The sequence below is a fragment of the Pseudomonas frederiksbergensis genome, from assembly GCF_003732275.1.
Taxonomy (GTDB): Bacteria; Pseudomonadota; Gammaproteobacteria; order Pseudomonadales; family Pseudomonadaceae; genus Aquipseudomonas; species Aquipseudomonas frederiksbergensis_H.
Map to the genome: position 1 here is coordinate 265,718 of NZ_MOBM01000019.1, position 23,789 is coordinate 289,506.

13 protein-coding genes and 2 pseudogenes are annotated in these 23,789 nt (G+C 58.7%); 5 read left to right on the forward strand and 10 right to left on the reverse strand.

Annotated features, from left to right (window positions below):
• Nucleotides 1-339 precede the first annotated feature (339 nt).
• From BK662_RS15255 to putP, 6 genes are all read right to left on the reverse strand, one after another.
• On the reverse strand, nucleotides 340-759 hold the full coding sequence (locus tag BK662_RS15255) for a hypothetical protein (protein ID WP_311196283.1): 420 nt from the start codon (nucleotides 757-759) through the stop codon (nucleotides 340-342).
• Between the two features lie 171 nt (nucleotides 760-930).
• Entirely contained in the window at nucleotides 931-1,347 is a 417-nt protein-coding gene (locus tag BK662_RS15260) for a hypothetical protein (RefSeq protein ID WP_259695921.1), read from the reverse strand.
• The gene (locus BK662_RS15265) at nucleotides 1,347-6,152 is read right to left on the reverse strand and encodes an RHS repeat-associated core domain-containing protein (protein WP_123358742.1); all 4,806 of its coding nucleotides are present in this window, start codon (nucleotides 6,150-6,152) and stop codon (nucleotides 1,347-1,349) included. Before BK662_RS15265 ends, BK662_RS15260 begins: the two co-directional genes overlap by 1 nt.
• Entirely contained in the window at nucleotides 6,152-6,889 is a 738-nt protein-coding gene (locus BK662_RS15270) for a DUF4123 domain-containing protein (RefSeq protein ID WP_123358743.1), read from the reverse strand. Before BK662_RS15270 ends, BK662_RS15265 begins: the two co-directional genes overlap by 1 nt.
• Nucleotides 6,879-8,897: a type VI secretion system Vgr family protein gene (locus tag BK662_RS15275; RefSeq protein ID WP_123358744.1), complete on the reverse strand. Its 2,019-nt coding sequence runs from the start codon at nucleotides 8,895-8,897 to the stop codon at nucleotides 6,879-6,881. The genes BK662_RS15270 and BK662_RS15275 overlap by 11 nt, the downstream gene beginning before the upstream one ends.
• Before the next feature lie 366 nt (nucleotides 8,898-9,263).
• Complete coding sequence (gene putP, locus BK662_RS15280) at nucleotides 9,264-10,748, reverse strand: sodium/proline symporter PutP (RefSeq protein WP_123358745.1); 1,485 nt, start codon at nucleotides 10,746-10,748, stop codon at nucleotides 9,264-9,266.
• Between the two features lie 461 nt (nucleotides 10,749-11,209).
• On the opposite strand from putP, the gene putA reads away from it, so the two are divergent.
• Together putA and BK662_RS15295 are read left to right on the forward strand one after the other, a co-directional pair.
• A complete protein-coding gene (gene putA / locus BK662_RS15285; protein WP_123358746.1) occupies nucleotides 11,210-15,163 on the forward strand; it encodes a trifunctional transcriptional regulator/proline dehydrogenase/L-glutamate gamma-semialdehyde dehydrogenase in 3,954 nt (1,317 codons plus the stop codon).
• 246 nt (nucleotides 15,164-15,409) lie between these two features.
• Nucleotides 15,410-17,212 (forward strand): acyl-CoA dehydrogenase, encoded by a 1,803-nt coding sequence (locus tag BK662_RS15295; RefSeq protein WP_123358747.1) that lies wholly within the window; start codon nucleotides 15,410-15,412, stop codon nucleotides 17,210-17,212.
• Between the two features lie 134 nt (nucleotides 17,213-17,346).
• Here the strand turns inward: BK662_RS15295 and BK662_RS35850 are convergent, their stop codons facing one another.
• The 4 genes and pseudogenes from BK662_RS35850 to BK662_RS15310 form a co-directional block, all read right to left on the reverse strand.
• Nucleotides 17,347-18,192: a methyl-accepting chemotaxis protein gene (locus BK662_RS35850; protein WP_375538995.1), complete on the reverse strand. Its 846-nt coding sequence runs from the start codon at nucleotides 18,190-18,192 to the stop codon at nucleotides 17,347-17,349.
• A gap of 21 nt (nucleotides 18,193-18,213) precedes the next feature.
• A pseudogene (locus BK662_RS35855) lies at nucleotides 18,214-19,341 on the reverse strand (HAMP domain-containing protein); the annotation flags it as partial.
• A 55-nt stretch (nucleotides 19,342-19,396) separates the two neighbouring features.
• Entirely contained in the window at nucleotides 19,397-19,699 is a 303-nt protein-coding gene (locus BK662_RS15305) for a cell division protein ZapA (protein WP_007903196.1), read from the reverse strand.
• A complete protein-coding gene (locus BK662_RS15310) occupies nucleotides 19,696-19,926 on the reverse strand; it encodes a hypothetical protein (RefSeq protein WP_007903194.1) in 231 nt (76 codons plus the stop codon). The genes BK662_RS15305 and BK662_RS15310 overlap by 4 nt, the downstream gene beginning before the upstream one ends.
• A 290-nt stretch (nucleotides 19,927-20,216) precedes the next feature.
• Between BK662_RS15310 and BK662_RS35860 the strand changes: the two are divergent.
• The 3 genes and pseudogenes from BK662_RS35860 to BK662_RS15320 all read left to right on the forward strand — a co-directional run.
• Nucleotides 20,217-20,972: pseudogene (locus BK662_RS35860) on the forward strand (MCP four helix bundle domain-containing protein); the annotation flags it as partial.
• Nucleotides 20,964-21,827: a methyl-accepting chemotaxis protein gene (locus BK662_RS35865; RefSeq protein WP_375538996.1), complete on the forward strand. Its 864-nt coding sequence runs from the start codon at nucleotides 20,964-20,966 to the stop codon at nucleotides 21,825-21,827. The pseudogene BK662_RS35860 and the gene BK662_RS35865, both read left to right, overlap by 9 nt.
• Nucleotides 21,828-22,025: 198 nt before the next feature.
• Entirely contained in the window at nucleotides 22,026-23,768 is a 1,743-nt protein-coding gene (locus BK662_RS15320; RefSeq protein WP_123358750.1) for a potassium/proton antiporter, read from the forward strand.
• Nucleotides 23,769-23,789 lie beyond the last annotated feature (21 nt).

Below are 23,789 nucleotides of genomic sequence, written 5' to 3' on the forward strand. Positions count from 1 at the left end.
ACGCCGAAGCGTGTCCCGCGCACAGCCGCCGCGAACGATCTTACGGACACGAATTAAGTGCCGCAATCAAACGACAGCGCTGATGCGCGGTAAATCTCCAAGGGCTCCTACACCCTGCCACTGCATATGCAGCGACAGCCAAAGACTATCCCTGCAACCCATCGCCCACCAGTTCATGGAAGCCGTCACAACTTGAAGGAAACTTCCGATGAGCTTGCCCGGAAATTTCGTAATAGTTACGAGGTCTTTAAACAACACTCAAACATTCCGCAGTGCTGGCAATTGGCATTGAGAATGCCGACGCGTGGGATCCCAGGCTGACAGGCGCTACCTTCTCCATCACCAGCTGGACTGATCTTCAAGACTTGCTCTATGAAGATCATCTTTCCACTCTAAGCTTGCCAACCTGTATATATCCTCAAAAAAACCGCGAGGATCTACTATCTCCGTCTCATCCCACGCGATAGTAATGCATTCATCGTAATCACTTTCAAACTGTGCAGAAAAATCAAACTCCCTATCGGCCAACGCCCCTTCAAGAATCTTAAATAGAGCAAACCGATGCCTGTAACTTAGGCAGCCCAAACCACGCAGCACAAACTTTCTAATTACTTCACATCGTTCCTGACGAAGATCAGGGTTATATTTCCTAAGGACCTCTCCTAATTCCTCCTCCCGATCATAAATCTCAAGCCCCCCTAAAATATAAGAAAGTCGAGGCTCCCAAGGTAGGCTTACCTTTTCAAATGGAGATTTCAAAATCTGTTCCTCGCTTTTATCTCGGAAAAGCTGTAAATGGGCGCCTGGTGTTATTTTTATCAAACCTCGCTTCTACCTCATTCAACCTAAGCATAAAGGGGACGAATTTATTTATTACTCTTGAGAATGCCGACGCGTGGGAGTCCAGACTGACAGGCACCACCTTATCCATCACCAACTGTCCCGATCTTCAAGACTCGCCAAAAGAAGATCTTCCTTCCATGCCTCCTGAGCCAACATATAGACATCTTGAAGAAATCCACGGGGATCCTCCAATGCATACCACTCACCACGCGGCCAACTGCCTGCATCTTCTTCATCTATATCAAACAAACTCTGAAAATCATAAGACGCATCGCTTAGCTTTTCCGCTAGAAAATCCATCAGCACGAGCTTATGTCTATAGGACAGATAACCTAGATTCAAGCTGTATCTTTTGATCAGCTCCGCTCTGTCAAAGCGGTCATTAGGATTAAAAACTTCCAGTTCCGCACCCCGAGTTTCCTCGCGATCATAAACATCAAAAACGCCAATAAACCACATCAAATCTGGTTGAAACTCTTCATTTAAAAATGGATCTCGCAACATCATTTTCTCCCCGAAGGATAAGCAGTAAAAGGCCGCAGCACATTATCCTTATCGAACTTAACTTCAAACCAATTCAGATCTTCATTTAGTCTTGGGTTACTAACCTCTTTCTTGTTTGGCTTATAACCACGCCCGGCCCCAGGTAGTTCCATCCTTACAATCGGATACTGATTGTGGTCCTTCCCTGTATGCGGGCTCAAACCTAACGCTTCCCTTGTCATAGCTTTATTCAACGCCCCCAAATGCATACGCCAGTTTCTGAATTGAGAGCTCGAGTTCCCTTTAGCGCCTTTCGGAACCTCACCGGTATGAGGATCGGCCCCATTAACTGCTCGTTGTTTGAGCGCTTGGTCAGATATTTCTGAGCTGTGTTTTTTGACTGTGTGCATATCGTATTTTGCTTCCATTTCTTCAACACGGCGCTTCGCATTCGCCTCAGCCAACTCATCAATCCTCGCCCTCCGCTGATCACCCGTCAGCTTCGGTAGCTTCGGCTCACCTTCATCAACCTTAACGCCAGTCGTATCATCCGGCGCCCCACACCCAGGCTTATTCGGTGGCGGACAGCTCCCGCTCAACCCCAACGGATCAACCCAGCCCGTCGGATTCGGCGTGTATTGATACTGGTTCAGCCCACCCGCCAACTTGATCGGGTCCGGTGTCAGGTACCGACCAACATCCGGATCATAGTACCGATGCCGGTTGTAGTGCAGGCCGCTCTCGGCGTCGAAGTACTGTCCTTGAAACCGCAACGGTTGCTCAAGTTGCTCGCCCCCACCCAGCGCCAGGTGCGTGACTTTACCGTAGGCGCTGTACTTCGCTGACCAAACAATCTCGCCACCAAAATCGGTCAGTTCCTGCGGCGTGCCGAGGTGGTCGAGTTGGTAGTAAAACGGGCAGGCCTTTTTCGGGCCTTTGCCGTCGAGCATCGCCAGCGGGCGGAAGCTGCCGGGCTCGTAGACGTAGCTGCGGTAGTGTTCGCGGCTGCTTTCGGCGACGAAGTTATCGCCTTGCCAGAAGAATTCGGTGGTGTGGCCGTCGACAATTTTGGCGATGCGGCGGCCGAAGGCGTCGTAGCGGTAGTTGGCGGTGCGACCGTCCGGGGTGGTGACGCCGATCAAGCGGTGTTGGCAGTCGTAGCGGTATTCGGTGACGAGTTTTTGCCCGGTGCCGCGGCGTTCGCGAATGAGGTTGCCGAAGGCGTCGTAGTCGTAATGCCGGTCGCCCTGCATGAGCAGGCGATTACCCAGCACCTTCGCGACGCCGGGGCGGTCCTGCATCAGCAGGTTGCCGGCCGGGTCGTGGGCGAAGGTTTCCGGTGGGTCGTCGCGGGTGTGGCGGACGCGGGTCAGGTGGTTGAGTGCATCGTAGTAATAGCTGCGCTGGCCATGGCGGCTGTCGGCGATGGTCGCCAGGTTGCCGTTGACTGCGTAGCTGTAGTGACGCATGTACAGCGGACGGGATTGCTGGTTGATGGCGTGGGCTTGCAACCGGCCTTGTTCGTCGTAGTGATATTGGCTGGTGAGCTGACCTTGTTGACGCTGCAGTTCGCGGCCGAAAGCAAATTGGTGAGTGGTGAGCCGCGCGCCATTAAGGTCAATCGCCGTCAGCGCACCACCCTTGGCATGGTGGTAATCGAGCTTGCTGCTGTCCGGCAGGCGCAGGCGGTTGAGCTGGCCGCAGGCGTCGTAGCCGTAACGCAAGGTGCCCCAGCCCTGGTGCTCGGTGATCAGGCGATCCTGCTGGTCGTACTCGAATTCCAGCGGATGGTCGTGGCCGTCGTCGACACTGGTCAGTCGGCCCAACGAGTCGTAGCGGTACTCGACGTTGATGCCGTCGGGCAGCGTCTTGACCAATAGGCGACCGGCCGAATCCCGTTGATACCCGGTAACCAGCTGCGAGCCGTCATCGCCGAACTCGGTTTTTTCCAGCAAATGACCGTTGAGGTCATAGACATACGCGGTGCGGCGGCCGTCGAAGCCGGTTTCCTGTCGGATCAATCCGTTGGGCGTGTAGTCCAGGCGATATTGTTCGCCGGATTCGTTTTCGATTTCCGTGAGCCGTAACTGCGCGTTGTCGTAGCGATACTGGAGCTGGGTGCCATCAGGGTTGATCCGGCGGCTGACCAGATGCAGATCGTCGGCGTATTCGTAGCGGGTGACGCGGCCCAGTTCATCGCGTTCGGCGGTGATCTTGCCGTAGGCGTTGTAACTAAAGGCGCGGCTGGCCCCGGTAGGCAGCGTCGTCTGAACCAGTCGGCCGACGGTATCCCATTGGTACTGGGTGAGCGCACCGTGTTCGTCCTGACGGGTCGTCTGCCGCCCCAGCGCATCGTAGGAAAAGCGTCGCTGCCCGCCATCCGGCAGCGTTTCCTCGACCAGCTGCCCCAAGGCATTCCAGACGAACACATGGCGGCTGGTGTCCGGGTAGCGGATCGATAGCAGTCGGCCTTGTTCGTCGTAGTGATAATGGGTGACCTGGCCGTCGGGATCGGTGGCCTCGGTAACATCCCCCTGGGTATTGCGCTGATACTTCCACACCGCTTTGCCGCGATAGCGCGCATGCAGGAAACCGTTGCGATATTCGTAGGCCGTCGGCTCGTCTTGCGGCGGAATCAGCGCCACCAACCGCCCGACTTCGTCGTAGCGATATTCAGTGACGGCCCCGAGCGGATCCTGCTCGGCAATCAGCCGGCCCTGATCGTCATAGGCCTTGAGGTGTTCGCCACCGTCCAGCTCGACCTTGCGCACCAGCCGCGCCCGGTCATCGTGAACGTAAACCTCTTCGCTGCCATCGATGTTCTGGACGGTGACGCTGCCTTGGTCATCCCAGACGTAGCACGCATCCATCTGCGCAAACGACGCCCAGTGCCGGATGCAACGCGCCGCCTTGCCAGACCGTTCCCACTCCCAAAAGAAACTCGCCCCACCGGCCAGTTGCCGCTGCAGAATGACGTGCTGATCGTCGTAGTCGTAGCGCTCGCTTTCCCCGGCGGCGTTGCTCGCTTCGATCAGTTGCGCGCATTTGTCGTAGCGGTAACTGATCAGCGTTTGCTCGGTGTGCCAGGCCTCATCGAGGGTCTTCGCCGGGACAAACACCTGGTAGTCGACGGCGATCAGATGAGCGCGGTCATAGCGCAACAGCAAGGCGCGGCCGGCACCGTTGTCGAGGCGTTGAATGCGCTCCTGGCGGTCGCGGGTGATGCGCAATCGGTTGTCGTACGCGTCGCTGATCGCCGTCAGACGACCGTTATGAAAGTGGTAGAAACGCGCGTCGTCGCCAGCCTGGGCGAGGATCAGTTCTTCAGGGTCATCGCCGAGATAAATCGCGGCGCGAGAGAGGCTGTTGTGGATCGCCGGGCGTTCGTGGTTCGGCAGCGGGAACGTGGTGCGACGGTTTTCGTGGTCGATCCAAATGACGCTGTCGTCATCGATTTCCAGTCGATGGGCGAGCGTATGACTCCAGCCGAAGCCGAGGCCGCAGTCGATCTCGGCGGCGCTGGTGCGATAGAGCCGGGTGAAGTCAAACGGCAGAATGCCGTCCAGCGAACCATCGGTGAGGGTCAGCAGTTCTTCGCCGGTAACCATCGACACCGGGCATTTATTGGTCGCGGTTTTATCGGCGGAATCGGCGCTGTCGCCGTTGGGGTTTTTCGCCTGATCCGGGACGTCGTCGTGGTGTTCGTCTTTTTTCAGTGTGGTGTTCTTGCGGCCATTCCAGCGCAATTGCATGCGACCCTTTTTCAGTCCCGCTGCAACACCGCGCGCGGCGACTTTTTTATAGCGGTCGACGTACTCCATGAAGTTGTTGATGATCGCGACCATCGACTTCACGAAGCCCATTGCGACCTGAAAAATCTGCGCGCTGTACTTGGCCAGGCGTACCGTCAACCAGGCAATGCCAACCCCGACCACACTCAGCACCAAGCCAATCAACAAGTCGATGACCAAGCCGACCACGACCTTGGAAATGGCTTCAGCCGAGGCCCCGGCAAGTTGCGAAGGTGGCAACGCTTCGAGCCATAGCACTGCGGTGCGCATCAGCAAACACAGCGCTGCCTCGTCACTGGCCAGCAACATGGCCTTTTCCATTTTGTCTGGGGCAGTGACGGCCAGATTGGCGAGTTGGGCTGCACTTTCACCGAGCTTTTCGGCAAAGGCGTCGGGGTCTTTCAGGATGTCGGTGAGTTCACCAATACCATCCCAAACAGCCTGAATCGCCGCCCAACCTCCCGCGAGCATTCCATTGCCCACAGCGGCCAACGATGCCGATGTCGATTGCTGCGGCCATTGCGGTTTGAACCCCTCCCACTCCTTGCGCAGCCAGCCCTCCAGCTCTGTGGTCAGGCCGTCGTAGGAGGAGAACAGATCATCGATTTGGTCTGGGGTAACTTCACCTTGAACATGAACGCGATAGAACTTGCCGGGTAAGCCTTCAAACTGTCCTTTACCGTTTTCATCGAGCGTCACAGGCGTCGACTTACCGCCATCCTGGGCAATCACATCGACCTGAATATTCCCCAACGGAATGTCATAAACCGATTCGAACTTGCTCTCGATCTCCAGAATTCCGCTGTCCGGACACTGCGCAACGCTGGAGAAAAAATCGTCATCGCGACTACTGACCGACTTGCTGGTATTTCCCAGCTTGATCTTCCGCTCCATGTCCATCAGCGACGGCATATCCGTAACTCGGCTAACCCTGTCCGCATTCCGGCTCAAGAAGCTGCCAAGTTGCTGACGATATAAACTCAAGGTGTCTTTGAAACCGTCGAGTTCCTGCTCGATCCGTACGATCTGATCCATCAGTCCAGCTCCGATATCAGGTAATCCACCAAGGCTGATTTCGGTGCTTGAGGCAGGTCCGGCGCTTGCAAAAAGATCGCAACTTTGTGCCGCAATACGCGCTCTGAGAACGCCTCATATAAATCAGGTCGATCCTCGCTCAACCACTTCATCAAGTTGTTGATTCGGGTTGTGGCGGACTCAGTGGAGAGGTGTTTGAGCAGTGATTCGGAAACGTCCCACCACGGAAACTCCCTAGCGGCTTTCAATGCACTGCCACCGATATCGAGCGCTTGCCCATTGATCAAACAACGGTCAATGACAGGCATTAACTGCGTGGCGTTAACGTCGGCAGACTGAAGAATCGACAGCAAATAGCGCCCATCCCAGAACCGAAAAAACACCGCATTGCCGCTTGATAAAAGAACTTGAGTGAGGCTGCGCAAATGCTCGACCAGCACTTCTTGAGAGGCAGAAGAAACCGCCAACCACCCCCAATCACGAGCCTCAGTGGTAGCAACCCACTCCAGAAACTCACTATCCGCAGCGACAATTCCGACATAGGGCATCACCGCTTCCCATTCGGCATATGCGGTGTCAGCCCAGATCGGGCTCGGCGCTTGAGCCGTGATCGAGCGTTTCCAGGCTTTAAACGGTTCCGCAGCACTGGCACTGCTGAAAATCGCGAACAGTTGCTCCGACGGTTTCAGCGGCTGGCGCTCCAGCCAGGTGTGAGGTGACAAGGCATCAGGCGGCACAAACACCATCCTTGCAGCGCTCGCATTCTTCACAGAACGGTGCATCGCTTTGCAGGCTGAGTATTTGTGCGGCACTGAGCAGCGCCGCCGGGGCGGCAGCGAGTTTCAACGGAACATCCGGCAAGCTCGGCGCAGCGGCCATGGCCGCCATCGGGGCGCCACCGACCTGGATCGGCACGCTGCTGAAAATCCCGCCGGCGCCGATGTTGATCCATTGCCCGCCCGCCTGAATGGTCGCGCTGGCGCCGCCGTCAATGACCACTTGCTGGCCGGCGCTGACGTGGAATTGCTGACTGGCGTTGAGGGCCTGACTGGTCACGCGAATGTGTCGGTTGCCGACCACCACCAAGTGATCGTCCAGCCGCACTTCGGTCTGGCGTTGACCGTGGGTGATGTGCTTTTCGTCGGCCTTCAGTTCATGGCGAGCGGTGCCGGTGACGACGATGCTGCGGGCGTTATCAACCTGCACCTGTTGATCGTTCAGTACATGCTGAGTCCAGTTTCGCTGGGCGCGCAGGTAGATTTCCTCGGCGCCTTTACGATCCTCAATGCGCAATTCGTTGTAACCGCCGCCACCGGGACTGCTTTGGCTGCGGAAAATGCTGCGAGTCTTGTCCGCCGGCAGATCGAGCGGCACCGGGGTCGCCGCGTTGGGCAGGCAACCCATGACCAGCGGTTTGTCGGCATCGGCATCGACGAACCCCACCAGCACTTCCATGCCGACGCGCGGAATCATCACGCTGCCATAGCGGTCGTGCGCCCAACCAGTGGCTACGCGCAGCCAGCAACTGGAATGCTCGTTGAGCTGACCGTCACGGTCCCAGGCGAGTTGAACCTTGACTCGACCGTACTCGTCGCAATGGATTTCGCTGTCAGTCGGACCGGTGACCACGGCGGGTTGATAGCCAAGCATGCGCGGCTTTTCTGGCCCCAGCGGCGGGCGAAAGGAAACGTCCCACGGCGTCGCCAGAAAGGTATTGCGATAACCCTGGAAATCATTCGGGCTGTCGCTGGTCGCTGACTCCTCAAGAACCTGCGGCTGCCGACCACGGTGTTCGATTTCGGTGATCAACCACAGGTCATTCCACGTCTGACGCGGGTGCTCGGCGAGGTGCAGGAAATGCCCACTGACCAAAGCAGATTCGTCGCCGCGACCTTCGGCCTGGCGGTAATCTGCACCGTGGCGCTCCAACGCCCGTTGAGCCAGATGCTTGCCGTGTTCGCGATCGGTGAATTGGCCGGGAAAGTGGTAGTCCTCAAGCACCGGTCGCTGCTCGCTGTCGAGACGGCTTTCGAGTTGCAAGCGCGGTTTATGGAAGTCGTAGTCCCGACGAGTGACCGCTGTGGTCCGGGTTTCCAGCCGCACGTTGAAACGCTTGATCGCCGGCGCATCTGCCGCCATCCCACTACCCGGCAGGTACAGCGTCGGTTCGGGCAGGCGAGGGAAAACCGTCTGGTCATCGCCAAACACCAGCAGATGCCCGTCGGGGCTGTGCTGGAAGTGGTAGTGAATACCCACCTCGGCACACAACCGCTGGATGAACGCCAGATCGCTTTCGGCGTACTGCACGCAATACTCGCGCTCGGGATAGTCACTGCCGAGCTGGAACTCGAAGGCATCGCGCTGGATGCCGTGGTCTTTGAGGATTTGCGTGACGATCGCCGGCACGCTTTTATGCTGGAAGATTCGCTGATTGATGCGCCGAGCGAGGTACGCCAGACGCGGTACGAGACTGATTTGGTAGCCCGTCAGACGTTGGCCGGAATCGCTCTGGCCGACGCGAAAAATCTGACCGTGAATACCGGAACCTTGCGCATCGAAACTCAGAAACGCCTGACCGTGCAGCAGGCTTTCGAGGTCAATGTCGGGCCGTTCGCTGACCAGTTCCAGGTCAAAACGGTAGGGTTGGCTGATGGCTTCCTTGCCCGTGAACTCAAGTACCTTGAGCTCATTCTGGACGCCGTCGAGGGTCAACGTGAAACGCGGTTGATTGGCAGGCGCGAACATCCGATGTGTCTCTGCAGAATGAAGGCGGGCGATTCTGCATGAGCGACAAGGGGTGTTGACGGAGGGACAAGGAAATCAGATTTGCCCTACTTTTTTAGGGATTTTTCCTTCAAAAATCAGTGTACTTGGCTACAGACAACTCCTTCAAAACCACCACTAAACAGTGTGGGAGCGAGCCTGCTCGCGATTGCGCCGAATCAGTCGACATTAATGTTGCATGATCTACCGCTATCGCGAGCAGGCTCGCTCCCACAGGGAACTCATAGCGTTTCGAGATTTGCGTGGTCCAAAAAAAACGGCCCGCCTCCAAAAAGAAGCGGACCGTTTTCATGTTCAGCGAAAGCTCAGAGCATCAGCTCATCCCCATCACTGGTTCAGGCGGAAATCCTTCTCGGCCGCGGCAAAGCGCTGAAGCATGCCGGTGGTCGGTGTACCCATTTTGCTGACGAAGTAGATCGCCAGGCTGGCGAAGATGAAACCAGGGATGATTTCGTACAGGCCCAGCAGTTCGAAGTGTTTCCAGACGATCACGGTGATCGCGCCGACCAGGATGCCGGCCAGTGCGCCGTTGCGGGTCATGTTTTTCCAGATCACGGAGATCAGGACAACTGGACCGAACGCAGCACCGAAACCAGCCCAGGCGTAGCTGACCAGACCCAGTACACGGTTATTCGGGTTAGCCGCCAGAGCGATGGCGATCAGGGCAACCAGCAACACCATGGCACGGCCGACCCAGACCAATTCAACCTGGGAAGCGGTTTTACGCAGGAAGGTTTTGTAGAAGTCTTCGGTCAGGGCGCTCGAGCACACCAGCAGTTGGCAGCTCAGGGTACTCATCACTGCAGCCAGAATGGCCGACAGCAACACACCGGCAACCCACGGGTTAAACAGGATTTTCGCCAGTTCGATAAACACACGCTCGTGGTTTTCGCTCACGGGCATGGCCACGGCAGGGTTTGCCGAGAAGTAAGCGATACCGAAGAAACCTACAGCGACGGTGCCGCCCAGGCACAGGATCATCCAGGTCATGGAGATGCGACGGGCATTAGCGATCGACTTGACCGAATCCGCTGCCATGAAACGCGCCAGGATGTGCGGTTGGCCGAAGTAGCCCAGGCCCCAGCCCATCAGCGAGATGATGCCGATGAAAGTGGTGTTTTTCAGCATGTCGAAGTTGCTTGGATCTTGTGCTTCGATCGCCAGGAACGTGGTGTCGATGCCGCCAGTTGCCAACAGCACGATGATCGGCGTCAGCAGCAAGGCGAAGATCATCAGCGTGGCTTGTACGGTGTCAGTCCAGCTCACAGCCAGGAAACCACCGACGAAGGTGTAGGCAATCGTCGCCGCGGCACCGGCCCACAGCGCTGTCTCGTAGGACATGCCGAAGGTGCTTTCGAACAGACGGGCACCGGCCACGATGCCGGAAGCGCAGTAGATGGTGAAGAACACCAGGATCACGACCGCGGAGATGATCCGCAGCAGGCCGCTTTTATCTTCAAAACGGCTGGAGAAGTAATCCGGCAGGGTCAGCGCATCGCCGTTGTGCTCGGTCTGCACGCGCAGACGGCCGGCAACGAACAGCCAGTTCAGGTAAGCACCGATGATCAGGCCGATGGCGATCCAGCTTTCGGAAAGACCGGACATGTAGATAGCGCCCGGCAGGCCCATCAACAACCAGCCGCTCATGTCGGAAGCACCGGCAGAGAGTGCGGTCACGACGCTGCCCAGGCTACGACCGCCCAGAATGTAGTCAGAAAGATTGTTGGTGGAGCGATAGGCCATCAAGCCGATCAGCACCATTGCTGCGATGTAGATCACGAATGTGATCAGGGTTGGATTGCTTACGCTCATTGAGTTACGCCCTGGCATTGTTTTTATGTAACGGCGGCTAGTGAACCGCTCGCAAACGACAACGTTTGACAGACGATTCCGGAACCCGCGCATTTATGACTGATGTTTCCCCAGGAAAGCCATCAGCCGGCACACCGATCTTTTGACCGGTTGCACCTTGGCCGCGAATGCTATTCAACAAAGCAAATAAGGTGCAACCAGTTTCGTGCGAATAAGTTGCACCTAGTCGGATTTTCCTGAAAAGGGTCGGTTTTTGCTCCTTTTTAGGGCGTTTTCCGGGTTGCGCTAGAAGTAAAAGCACCAAGCAGGCGCGGGAGGGATGTACCAGAATTAATTTCCTGACGAGCTGCTTATTATTCCGACAAAAAAAAGGGTTGCACCCGGTTGCACCTCGACCGACGCACAGCTAATCTTGCCGCCAGCTGATGCCACGCGGTCGTGGCAAACATGAGGATAAAAATATGGCTACCACCACTCTTGGGGTCAAACTTGACGACCCGACCCGCGAACGCCTCAAGGCCGCCGCGACCTCGATTGATCGCACGCCGCACTGGCTGATCAAGCAGGCAATTTTCAATTACCTGGAAAAACTCGAGGGTGGTGCAACCCTGTCCGAGCTGAACGGTTTGAACGGCAAGGAAGTTGACGAAGCGGGCGAGATCCACGTCGATCACGCGCATCAGTGCTTCCTGGAATTCGCTGAAAGCATCCTGCCGCAATCGGTGCTGCGCGCCTCTATCACTGCCGCCTACCGTCGCCCGGAACCTGAAGTGGTGCCGATGCTGATCGAGCAGGCGCGCCTGCCGGCCCCGATGGCCGAAGCCACTAACAAGCTCGCCGCCTCGATTGCCGAGAAACTGCGCAATCAGAAAAGCGCCGGCGGCCGTGCCGGGATTGTTCAGGGCCTGCTGCAGGAGTTTTCCCTGTCGTCCCAGGAAGGCGTGGCGCTGATGTGCCTGGCCGAAGCGCTGCTGCGCATCCCGGACAAAGGCACCCGTGACGCGCTGATCCGCGACAAGATCAGCACCGGTAACTGGCAGCCGCACTTGGGCAACAGCCCGTCGCTGTTCGTCAACGCCGCCACTTGGGGCTTGCTGCTGACCGGCAAACTGGTCGCTACCCACAACGAAGCCGGCCTGACTTCGTCCCTGAGCCGCATCATCGGCAAGAGCGGCGAGCCGATGATCCGCAAGGGCGTCGACATGGCCATGCGCCTGATGGGCGAGCAGTTCGTCACCGGCGAAACCATCGCCGAAGCTCTGGCCAACGCCAGCAAGTTCGAAGCCAAAGGCTTTCGCTATTCCTACGACATGCTGGGTGAAGCTGCACTCACCGAGCATGACGCCCAGAAGTACCTGGCCTCGTACGAACAAGCCATCCACTCGATCGGCAAAGCCTCTCACGGTCGTGGGATTTATGAAGGCCCGGGGATTTCGATCAAGCTGTCCGCCTTGCACCCGCGCTACAGCCGCGCCCAGTACGAGCGCGTGATGGAAGAGCTGTACCCGCGCCTGCTGTCGCTGACCCTGCTGGCCAAGCAATACGACATCGGCCTGAACATCGACGCCGAAGAAGCCGACCGCCTCGAGTTGTCGCTGGATCTGCTGGAGCGTCTGTGCTTCGAGCCGCAACTGACCGGCTGGAACGGCATCGGTTTCGTGATCCAGGCGTACCAGAAGCGTTGCCCGTATGTGATCGACTACGTGATCGACCTGGCTCGCCGCAGCCGTCATCGCCTGATGATCCGCCTGGTAAAAGGCGCGTACTGGGACAGCGAAATCAAGCGCGCCCAGGTCGAAGGCCTGGAAGGCTATCCGGTCTACACCCGCAAGGTGTACACCGACGTTTCCTACATTGCCTGCGCACGCAAACTGCTGTCGGTGCCGGAAGTCATTTATCCGCAGTTCGCCACGCACAACGCCCACACCTTGTCGGCCATCTACCACATCGCCGGTCAGAACTATTACCCCGGTCAGTACGAGTTCCAGTGCCTGCACGGCATGGGTGAACCGCTGTACGAACAGGTTGTAGGTAAAGTTTCCGAAGGCAAGCTGAACCGTCCGTGCCGCGTGTACGCACCGGTTGGCACTCACGAAACTCTGTTGGCGTACCTGGTACGTCGTCTGCTGGAAAACGGCGCGAACACCTCGTTCGTCAACCGCATCGCCGACCAATCTATTTCGATCCAGGAGTTGGTGGCCGATCCAGTGGCCAGCATCGAGCAGATGGCGACGCTGGAAGGCGGCTTCGGCCTGCCGCACCCGCGTATCCCGCTGCCGCGTGATCTTTATGGTGCCGAGCGCGCCAACTCCAGCGGCATCGACATGGCCAACGAACATCGTTTGGCTTCCCTGTCGTGTGCCCTGCTGGCCACCGCTCACAACAACTGGAAAGCGGCGCCGATGCTCGGTTGCGCGTCCAGCACTGAAACCCCTGCGCCCGTCCTGAACCCGTCCGATCTGCGTGATGTGGTTGGCCATGTACAGGAAGCGACCGTTGAAGACGTCGACAACGCGATCCAGTGCGCCCTGAATGCTGCACCGATCTGGCAGGCCACCCCGCCGGCCGAGCGCGCCGCAATCCTGGAACGTGCCGCCGATTTGATGGAAGGCGAGATTCAGCCGCTGATGGGCCTGTTGGCTCGCGAAGCCGGCAAGACCTTCGCCAACGCCATCGCCGAAGTGCGCGAAGCCGTGGACTTCCTGCGTTATTACGCGGTGCAGGCTCGCAACGATTTCACCAACGATGCCCACCGCCCGTTGGGTCCGGTGGTCTGCATCAGCCCGTGGAACTTCCCGCTGGCCATCTTCAGTGGTCAGGTCGCTGCTGCGCTGGCCGCCGGTAACCCGGTATTGGCCAAACCTGCGGAACAAACCCCGCTGGTGGCTGCTCAAGCCGTGCGTTTGCTGCTCGAAGCCGGGATTCCGGAAGGCGTGCTGCAATTGCTGCCGGGCCGTGGCGAAACTGTCGGCGCCCGTCTGGTCGGCGACGATCGCGTTAAAGGCGTGATGTTCACCGGCTCCACCGAAGTCGCTCGCCTGCTGCAACGCAACGTCGCCGGTCGTCTGGATGCTCAGGGTCGTCCGATTCCACTGATCGCCGAAACCGGCGGTCAGAACGCAATGATCGTTGACTCCTCGGCACTGACCGAACAGGTTGTGATCGACGTGGTGTCCTCGGCCTTCGACAGTGCTGGTCAGCGTTGCTCGGCGCTGCGGGTACTGTGCCTGCAGGAAGACTCCGCTGATCGTGTCATCGAAATGCTCAAGGGCGCCATGGCGGAATGCCGTCTTGGTAATCCAGAGCGTCTGTCCGTGGACATCGGCCCGGTGATTGACGCCGAAGCCAAGGCCGGCATCGAGAAGCACATCCAGGCTATGCGCGACAAAGGTCGCAATGTGTATCAGGTGGCAATCGCCAACAGCGAAGAAGTCAAACGTGGCACCTTCGTGATGCCGACCCTGATCGAACTGGAAAGCTTCGACGAACTGCAACGGGAGATCTTCGGCCCGGTTCTGCACGTGGTTCGCTACAAGCGAAAAGAGATCGATCAACTGATCGGCCAGATCAATGCTTCCGGCTACGGCCTGACCCTGGGCGTACACACTCGCATCGACGAGACCATCGCCAAGGTGATCGACAACGTCAACGCCGGTAACGTCTACGTGAACCGCAACATTGTTGGTGCTGTAGTTGGCGTGCAACCGTTCGGCGGTGAAGGCCTGTCGGGCACTGGCCCGAAAGCCGGTGGTCCGCTGTACCTGTACCGCTTGCTGTCGACGCGTCCTACCGATGCAATCGAACAATCCTTCGCTCGCGGCGACGCTCTCGCGGCACCGGACGTCCGTCTGCGTGATGCCATGAGCAAGCCGCTGACCGCGCTGAAAGCCTGGGCCGACAGCAACAAGTTCGCTGACTTGAGCACCCTGTGCGTACAGTTCGCGGCGCAATCGCAAAGCGGGATCACACGTGTACTGGCTGGCCCGACCGGCGAGCGCAACAGCTACGCCATCCTGCCGCGCGAACACGTGCTGTGCCTGGCCGACGTCGAAGGCGATCTGCTGACCCAACTGGCTGCGGTATTGGCCGTGGGCGGCTCGGCGGTGTGGCCGGACGCTGAACCGGGCAAGGCCCTGTTCGCACGCTTGCCGAAAGAAATCCAGGGGCGGATCAAGCGGGTTGCCGACTGGACCAAGGATGAGGTGGTAATTGATGCGGTTCTGCATCATGGCCATTCCGACCAGTTGCGTGCGGTCTGCCAGCAAGTGGCCAAACGTGCCGGTGCGATTGTTGGGGTTCATGGTTTGTCCCAGGGCGAAACCAACATTGCGCTGGAGCGTCTGGTGATCGAGCGTGCGTTGAGCGTGAACACCGCTGCGGCGGGTGGTAATGCCAGTTTGATGACGATCGGTTAAACCGCAATAAGACCGGGCACCTGCAATGGGTGCCTGGTTTACACAATACCTGTGGGAGCGGGCTTGCTCGCGAAAGCGGTGTATCAGTCGACATTAATGTTGAATGATCAACCGCCTTCGCGAGCAAGCCCGCTCCCACATTTGATCAGCGGCGCTCTCGCTCCACCATCACCCACATCAATCATCCTGTTCAGCCCGCCCTCCCCACGCCTAGACTCGGTCCATTCCAAAATAAGGTAGGCCGCCATGTCCGAGACATTGCTCAGTTCCCGCAATCTGGCTTTCGAGCTGTATGAAGTCCTTGATGCCGAGGGCCTGACCCAGCGTGAGCGTTTCGCCGAGCACAACCGCGAGACCTTCGATGCGGCCATCGGCACCGCCCGCAGCATCGCCGAGAAGTTCTTCGCCCCGCACAACCGCAAGGGCGACGAGAACGAACCGCGCTATGAGGACGGTCAGGCGATTCTGATTCCGGAAGTGAAACCGGCGGTGGATGCCTTCCTCGAAGCCGGGTTCCTCAACGCCGCGCGCAGTTTCGACGCGGGCGGCATGCAACTTCCTACGCTGCTGTCGCAAGCCTGCTTTGCGCACTTTCAGTCGGCCAACGCGGCATCGACCTCTTACCCGTTTCTGACCATGGGCGCGGCGAACCTGATCGAAAGCTTCGGCACCGAGGAGCAGAAGCAGCGCTTCCTGCAACCGATGATTGATGGCCGCTTCTTCGGCACCATGGCCCTCACCGAGCCACATGCCGGCTCGTCGTTGTCGGATATTCGTACACGCGCCGAACCCGCGTCCGACGGCACCTATCGACTCAAGGGCAACAAGATCTTCATCTCAGGCGGCGATCACCCGCTGTCGGAAAACATCGTGCATATGGTGCTGGCCAAACTGCCGGACGCACCGGCCGGGGTGAAGGGCATTTCGCTGTTTATCGTGCCCAAGTTTTTGGTCAACGATGACGGCAGTCTCGGCCAGCGCAACGACGTATTACTGGCCGGGTTGTTCCACAAGATGGGCTGGCGCGGTACGACGTCCACCGCGCTGAATTTCGGCGACAACGGCGAGTGTGTCGGCTATCTGGTGGGCAAGCCGCACCACGGTTTGAGCTACATGTTCCAGATGATGAACGAGGCGCGGATTGGCGTCGGCATGGGTGCGGTGATGCTGGGTTACGCCGGGTATCTGTACTCCCTGGAGTACGCCCGCGAGCGGCCGCAAGGTCGAGTGCCGGATAGCAAGGATCCGAGCACCGCACCGGTGGCAATCATTCAGCATGCCGACGTCAAACGCATGCTGCTGACCCAGAAAGCTTATGTAGAAGGCGCGTTCGACCTTGGGTTGTACGCGGCGCGGCTGTTTGACGACACCACGACCCTTGAGAGCGAAGCCGAGCGCAAACAGGCCCATGAGCTGCTGGATCTACTGACGCCGATCGTCAAATCCTGGCCGTCGGAGTTTTGCCTGAAGGCCAACGAACTGGCGATCCAGATTCTCGGCGGCCACGGTTACACCCGTGAGTACCCGGTGGAGCAGTACTACCGCGACAACCGCCTGAACCCGATTCATGAAGGGACTCACGGCATTCAGTCGCTGGACTTGCTGGGGCGCAAACTGGCGCAGAACGGGGGCGCGGGGCTCAAGCAACTGATCCGCCTGATCGCCGCCACCGCCGAGCGGGCGCAGGTGTATGAATCGCTAACGCCACTGCGGGAACCGCTGGAGAAACTGGTGGCGCGCCTGCAAGCCGTGACCATCGGCCTGCTGACCGATCTGGCTCAAGGCAAGGTCAACAGCAGCCTGGCGAACTCGGCGCTGTACTTGAAGGTGTTCGGTCATACGGTGATTGGTTGGCGTTGGCTGGAACAGGCGATTCGTGCGGAGGAAGGGTTGGCCAAAGGGAATGCGGCGGATGTGAGCTTCTATAAGGGCAAGCTGCAGGCGGCACGATATTTCCTGACGTGGGAAGTGCCGGGTTGCCACCATGAGCTGGCGATTCTTGAGGCGCGGGATGATGTGTGTCTGGGCATGCAGGATGAGTGGTTCTGATCCGAAATCTTTAGCGCAGCTGAAAACCAATCGCGAGCAGGCTCGCTCCCACATTTGAACGCGTTGTCTGGTTAGACGCGAACCATGTGGGAGCGAGCCTGCTCGCGATGGCGTCGGTACAATCAACGCGATTGTCAGCTCAACCGAAACCCACCCATCTGCCGAGCCAGATCATCGGCCAACCGCTGCAACGTCTGACAGTCTTCCCGACAAGCCCTGACTTCCCCCGCCGTCGCTCGAGCCAAATCAGAAATCCCCTGCACGTTGCGGTTGATCTCTTCCGTCACCGCCGACTGCTCTTCCGTCGCCGTCGCCACCTGATGGTTCATGTCGCTGATCCGCTCGACCTGCCCGGTGATCGCCGTCAACGACGCCCCGGTGCGCTGACTCGACTCAACGCCGGTGCCGGTCGCCGCTTGCCCGGCGTGCATGGAAGACACCGCATTCTCCGCGCCCTGCTTGAGGCTGCCGATCATTTGCTGAATCTCGTCGGTAGACGATTGAGTCCGCCGCGCCAGGGTCCGAACTTCATCGGCCACCACCGCAAACCCACGCCCCATGTCCCCGGCCCGCGCCGCTTCGATGGCGGCGTTGAGCGCCAGCAAATTGGTCTGCTCGGAAATCCCGCGAATCACCGCCAACACCTGATCGATAGACGCTACCTGATGGGCCAGCTCACCCACCGCGCCGGCGGCGATGCCAATCTCGTCGGACATGCTTTCGATATGCCGGATCGATCCGCCCACCACTTCCCGCGCCTGCAGTGCTTCATCCCGCGCGGTTTGCGAAGCGACGGCCGCGTTGCCGGCGTTTTGAGCAATTTCCTGCACGGTCAGGCCCATCTCGTGGACAGCGGTGGCGACCATGTCGGTCATTTCCTGCTGACGGCCCGAGCGTTCGGCCGTGTTATCCACCACCCGTGCCACTTGGCCAACCGCGGTGCGCAAACGCTCACTGGTGGCCAGGACTTCGCCGATCATGTCGCGCTGACTTTCCAGGAAGCGATTGAAGCCGCGAGCGAGGTCACCCAGTTCATCGGCGCGGCTGGAATCTAACCTGTGGGTCAAATCTCCACCACCGCTACCGATGGCTACCAGCGCCGCTGTTACCTGACGAATCGGTCGCACCAATCCACGGGCCAGCAACACCACCAGCAATAGGCAAATCAGCGCCACCGCCAGACCGATGCCGCTGCTCATCCACATCGCGCGCCGGGCTTCGGCGTAGATCTGCGACTGCGGCACTTCGGCCACCAAGGTCCACCCCAAATCACGCAGCGGCAGGCTCAATGCCAGAAAATCTTCGCCATCGCGGACAAAACTGCTGGTGGCGGACGCGGTGGAGGTAGAGAGCTGCCCCATGACCGCTTGCGCCGCCGGGGCGCCGATCTGTTCAATCAGCGTGCGTTTGCCGCTGAACTGCGCCTCTGGGTGAACCTGGATCAAACCGTCGGAGCGCACGAGATAGACCTTGCCGCGCTCACCGAAGTTGAAATTCTGAATCAGCTGCGACAGCTCTTTCATGCTCAGGCCCAGCCCGGCGACACCCACGACTTTGCCGGCCTGCTCGACCTTGAGGTCGATGAACAGCGCCAACTCACCGGTGGCGGTGTCATTGTCGATATTGAGGGTGCGCGGCTGGTTGCTGTCGAGGAACGAATAGAACCAGGCGTCGTTGGGATTGGAACGGCTGAGCGTCCGGTCCAGGCCTTTTTCAGTGATGTAATGGCTTGAAGCGGCCCCGATAATCAGCGCGGTAAAGGCTTTGTGCTCGGCGCGGATGCCTTCCAGGTACTGCACAAACGCGGCAGTCTGGGCATTGTTCTCGCCCCCGACCAACCAGTCGCGCACCATGCTGTTACTGGCGATGTCCTTGGCGGCGGTGAGGGGTTGAACAAGGATTCGTTCGATGTCGTTGCGCATCGCCTCGATGCTCGACGGCAGCGCCTGCTCGACCAGATAGCGCTGGGCGAGGCGGTTGACCACAAGGGTATAAACGCCAACCACGATCAGAATACTGACCAGCAGGGCGGTGCCCATGCTCAGGATCAACTGCCATTGAATACTGCGTCGCCAGAACTGCATGGAGCACCCCCAAAGAATAAGAGGCTGAAACACTGCAACAGCCATGCCGATTGTATACAACGCAAACGACAATTTATTCTTTGGTTGTGCGCAAAGCTGATCAGGCCTGATTGATTGTCTTGGCGATCACTTCAACCGTGGCGCTGACTTGCTCTTGGTAACGGTCGAGTTCCTGCTGGTGACGCTTTTGCATTTCGATCTGCTGCGAGCACAGATTCATTGCCGCCAGCACCAGCAAGCGGTCACCGATCAGCGTCGGGTATTTCTTTTTGGTCTCGGCCAGGGCGGCTTTCAACATTAAGGCGGCGTCCAGCAGGGTCTGCTCTTCCCCGGCCGGCGCCTTGATCGAATAGTCCTCTCCCAGGATCGAGACGACTTTTACCCCTGCGGCGCCGTAACTCATGCGCTGACAGGGCCGGCGCTGACGCGCTCAACCAAGGCCTGAATGCGTGCCGCGGTGGCGCCTTGTTTCTCTTCCTGTTCCATCAGGCTCAGTTGCAGGCTTTCGTTTTCATCCTTGACCTGGGCCAGTTCTGCACTCAGGGATTGATTGGTGCCGAGCAGGGTCTGGTTCTGCTGCACCAGGTCGCTGACCAGTTGTTCCAATTGGCTTAGGGATGCTTCCAACATTTTGATTTTCCGGGCATTTTCAAAGGGCGCGTACGATAAAGAAAAGTCACCACTGACGCCAGGGTTATTCGGGCGCAAGGCCTTGATTTTGCTGGCGGGCGACCTTCCTCGCGAGCTTTAAAGACTGTGTTTGGCGGATCTGGTTCCTGCACTTCGTCGCCGCGGCCCTTCTGCGACAAAAACGCGCAGCGCCTCAAGACTTTAGTCGTATGACCGATAAGTCATGCATACAGCAGTCTCAGCGCCGCACGGATGCGCTTTTTTCGGTGAACACTATGTCCCTACGTAATATGAATATCGCACCGCGGGCGTTCCTCGGCTTCACCCTGATTGGCGCCATGATGCTGATCCTGGGTGTGTTCGCCCTGAACCAGATGAGCAAGATTCGCGGCGCCGCCGAGGAGATCACCTCCAACAGCGTACCGAGCATCAAAAGCCTCGACGAGTTCACTCAACTGACCCTGCGCCTGCGCGTCCTGGCTTATCGCCTGTTGGTAAATCGCGAGCCGGACGTCCAGCAGAAAACCATGGACCTGCTGGAAACCCGTAACCAGCAGATTCGAGCGGCTCAGACATCCTATGAAAAGCTGATCGCCAGCCCGCAGGAACGTGCAGCCTATGATCAGTATGTGCAGTTGCTGGGTCAGTATCGCCAGATCGAAGACCGGATGAAGGGCTTGTCGCGCAACAATCAGGTCGACGAACTGCGCACACTGGTCAACACCGACTTGCTGAACAACTCTGAAGCCATCAACACCGTGCTCAACCGCTTGCTGGAGATCAACACTCAGCAGACCGTCGACACCAACCAGCAAGCCGCCGATCAGTACTCGTCAGCCTTCAACCTGGTAGTGACCCTATTGGTGATCGCCACTGGCCTGACCCTGCTGTTCGCCTGGCTACTGACCAACAGCATCACCAAACCCATCGCCAATGCCCTGAGCGCCGCCGAAGAAATTGCCGAAGGCAACCTGACGCGCCCGATCACCGTCGATGGCGAAGATGAAGCCGGTCGTCTGCTCGCCGCAATGGCGAAAATGCAGGAAAAACTGCGCGACACCCTGCAACGGATTTCCGGTTCGGCCACGCAACTGGCGTCCGCCGCGGAAGAGCTCAACAGCGTCACTGACGAAAGCGCCCGTGGCCTGACCCAGCAGAACAACGAAATCGAACAGGCTGCCACCGCGGTCAACGAAATGACCAGCGCCGTGGAAGAAGTCGCGCGCAATGCCGTAAGCACCTCCGAAGCTTCGAAAAACGCCACCACGTCGGCGGGCGACGGTCGTGACCTGGTGCAGGAAACCGTCAGTGCCATCGAACGCATGAGCGCCGACGTACAGAGCACCGCCACCCTGATCGGCGATCTGGCCAACGAGTCGCGGGACATCGGCAAAGTGCTGGACGTGATTCGCGGCCTGGCTGACCAGACCAACCTGTTGGCCTTGAACGCTGCCATCGAAGCAGCCCGTGCCGGTGAAGCCGGTCGCGGTTTTGCGGTGGTCGCCGACGAAGTACGTGCCCTGGCCCATCGCACCCAGCAGTCGACCAGCGAAATCGAACGCATGATCGGCAGCATCCAGAGCGGCACCGAACACGCTGTGGATTCGATGCGCAATAGCACCGAGCGCGCTGAGTCGACCTTGAATATCGCTCGCGGTGCAGGCATGTCGCTGGACACTATTAATAGCGCCATCGTCGAAATCAACGAGCGCAACCTGGTGATCGCCAGTGCCGCCGAAGAACAGGCGCAAGTGGCCCGTGAAGTGGACCGCAATCTGGTGAACATTCGTGACCTGTCGGTGCAATCGGCCACCGGTGCCAACCAGACAAGCGCGGCCAGCAACGAACTGTCGCGCCTGGCGCTGGACCTGAACAACATGGTTGGGCGGTTTAGCCTGTAACCGAGTGAGGCCGAAAAGATCGCAGCCTTCGGCAGCTCCTACATGGGATCGAGTACTCCTGTAGGAGCTGCCGCAGGCTGCGATCTTTTGATCTGCAAAAGCTTTTTGACAGCATCACATTTCAACAGGTTAGAATCGCTGGCACGCAGACTGCATGGTCAGTTTGTGCCCGCCTTTAAGCTTTCTGGAGTACTGCCTTTGAATGCGACGACCATCAACAGCCTGTTCTTGATCGGCGCGTTGCTGGTAGGTGCGAGCATTCTGGTGAGCTCTCTTTCATCGCGACTCGGCATCCCGATTCTGGTGATTATCCTCGCGGTGGGCATGTCGGCCGGTGTCGACGGTGCCGGCATTATTTTCGATAACTACCCAACGGCTTATCTGGTCGGCAACCTCGCCCTGGCAGTGATCCTGCTCGACGGCGGCTTGCGCACCCGGGTGGCGAGTTTTCGCGTGGCGTTATGGCCGGCATTGTCGTTGGCCACAGTCGGGGTGTTGATCACCACCGGGCTGACCGGGATGGCGGCGGCGTGGCTGTTCGACCTGAACATGATTCAGGGCCTGTTGATCGGCGCCATCGTCGGCTCCACCGACGCCGCTGCCGTGTTCTCGCTGCTGGGCGGCAAGGGCCTGAATGAACGGGTGAGCGCGAGCCTGGAAATCGAATCCGGCAGCAACGACCCGATGGCGGTGTTCCTCACCGTGACCCTGATCGACATGCTCGCCAGCGGCGAAACCGGCTTGCACTGGAATCTGCTTGTGCATTTGATGCGCGAGTTCGGCATCGGCGGTGTGATCGGCCTCGGCGGTGGTTGGCTCATGTTGCAACTGGTCAACCGTATCCACCTGGCCACCGGCCTTTATCCGATTCTGGTGATTGCTGGCGGTCTGGTGGTGTTTGCCCTGACCAATGCCCTGCACGGCAGCGGCTTTTTGGCGGTTTACCTGTGTGGCCTGGTGATCGGCAACCGCCCGGTCCGCAGTCGTCACGGCATTTTGCATATGCTCGACGGCATGGCCTGGCTGGCCCAGATCGGCATGTTCCTGGTGCTGGGGCTGTTGGTTACGCCCCATGACCTGCTGCCGATCGCTTTGCCGGCGCTGGGCCTGGCGATGTGGATGATTCTGTTTGCCCGCCCGCTGTCAGTGCTGGTCGGTCTGTTGCCCTTCAGAGCATTCCATGGCCGCGAAAAAGCATTCATTTCCTGGGTTGGCCTGCGCGGTGCCGTACCGATCATTCTGGCGGTGTTCCCGCTGATGGCGGGGCTGCCCAATGCTCAGCTCTACTTCAATCTGGCGTTCTTTATCGTGCTGGTGTCGCTGCTGGTGCAAGGCACGAGCCTGCCCTGGGTTGCCAAGCTCTTGAAAGTAACCGTCCCGCCGGAGCCCTTGCCGATCTCCCGTTCTGCGCTGGAAGTGCATGTCACCAGCGAGTGGGAGCTGTTCGTGTACCGCCTCGGTGCCGAGAAATGGTGCATTGGATCCCCTCTTCGCGAGCTGAAAATGCCCGAAGGTACCCGTATCGCAGCCCTGTTTCGCGGCCAACAACTGCTCCATCCGTCGGGTAGTACGGTGCTCGAAGTCGATGATTTGCTCTGCGTCATCGGCCATGAACACAACCTTCCGGCCCTCGGAAAACTCTTCAGTCAGGCTCCGCAACGGGGTCTGGATTTGCGCTTCTTCGGCGACTTCGTACTCGAAGGAGACGCCCAGCTGGGCGCGGTTGCTGCCCTGTACGGGTTGAAAGTCGAAGGCATCGATCCGAACATGTCCCTGGGTCACTTCATTGCCCAGAAAGTGGGCGGTGCGCCGGTAGTCGGTGACCAGGTGGAATGGAACAACACCCTCTGGACCGTCGCTGTCATGGAAGGGAACAAGATTGGTAAGGTAGGCGTCAGATTCCCCGAAGGAAGTCGCCCCGGACCGGGACTCTTCCTCTAAACTCCATTCTTCGCCTCGTTT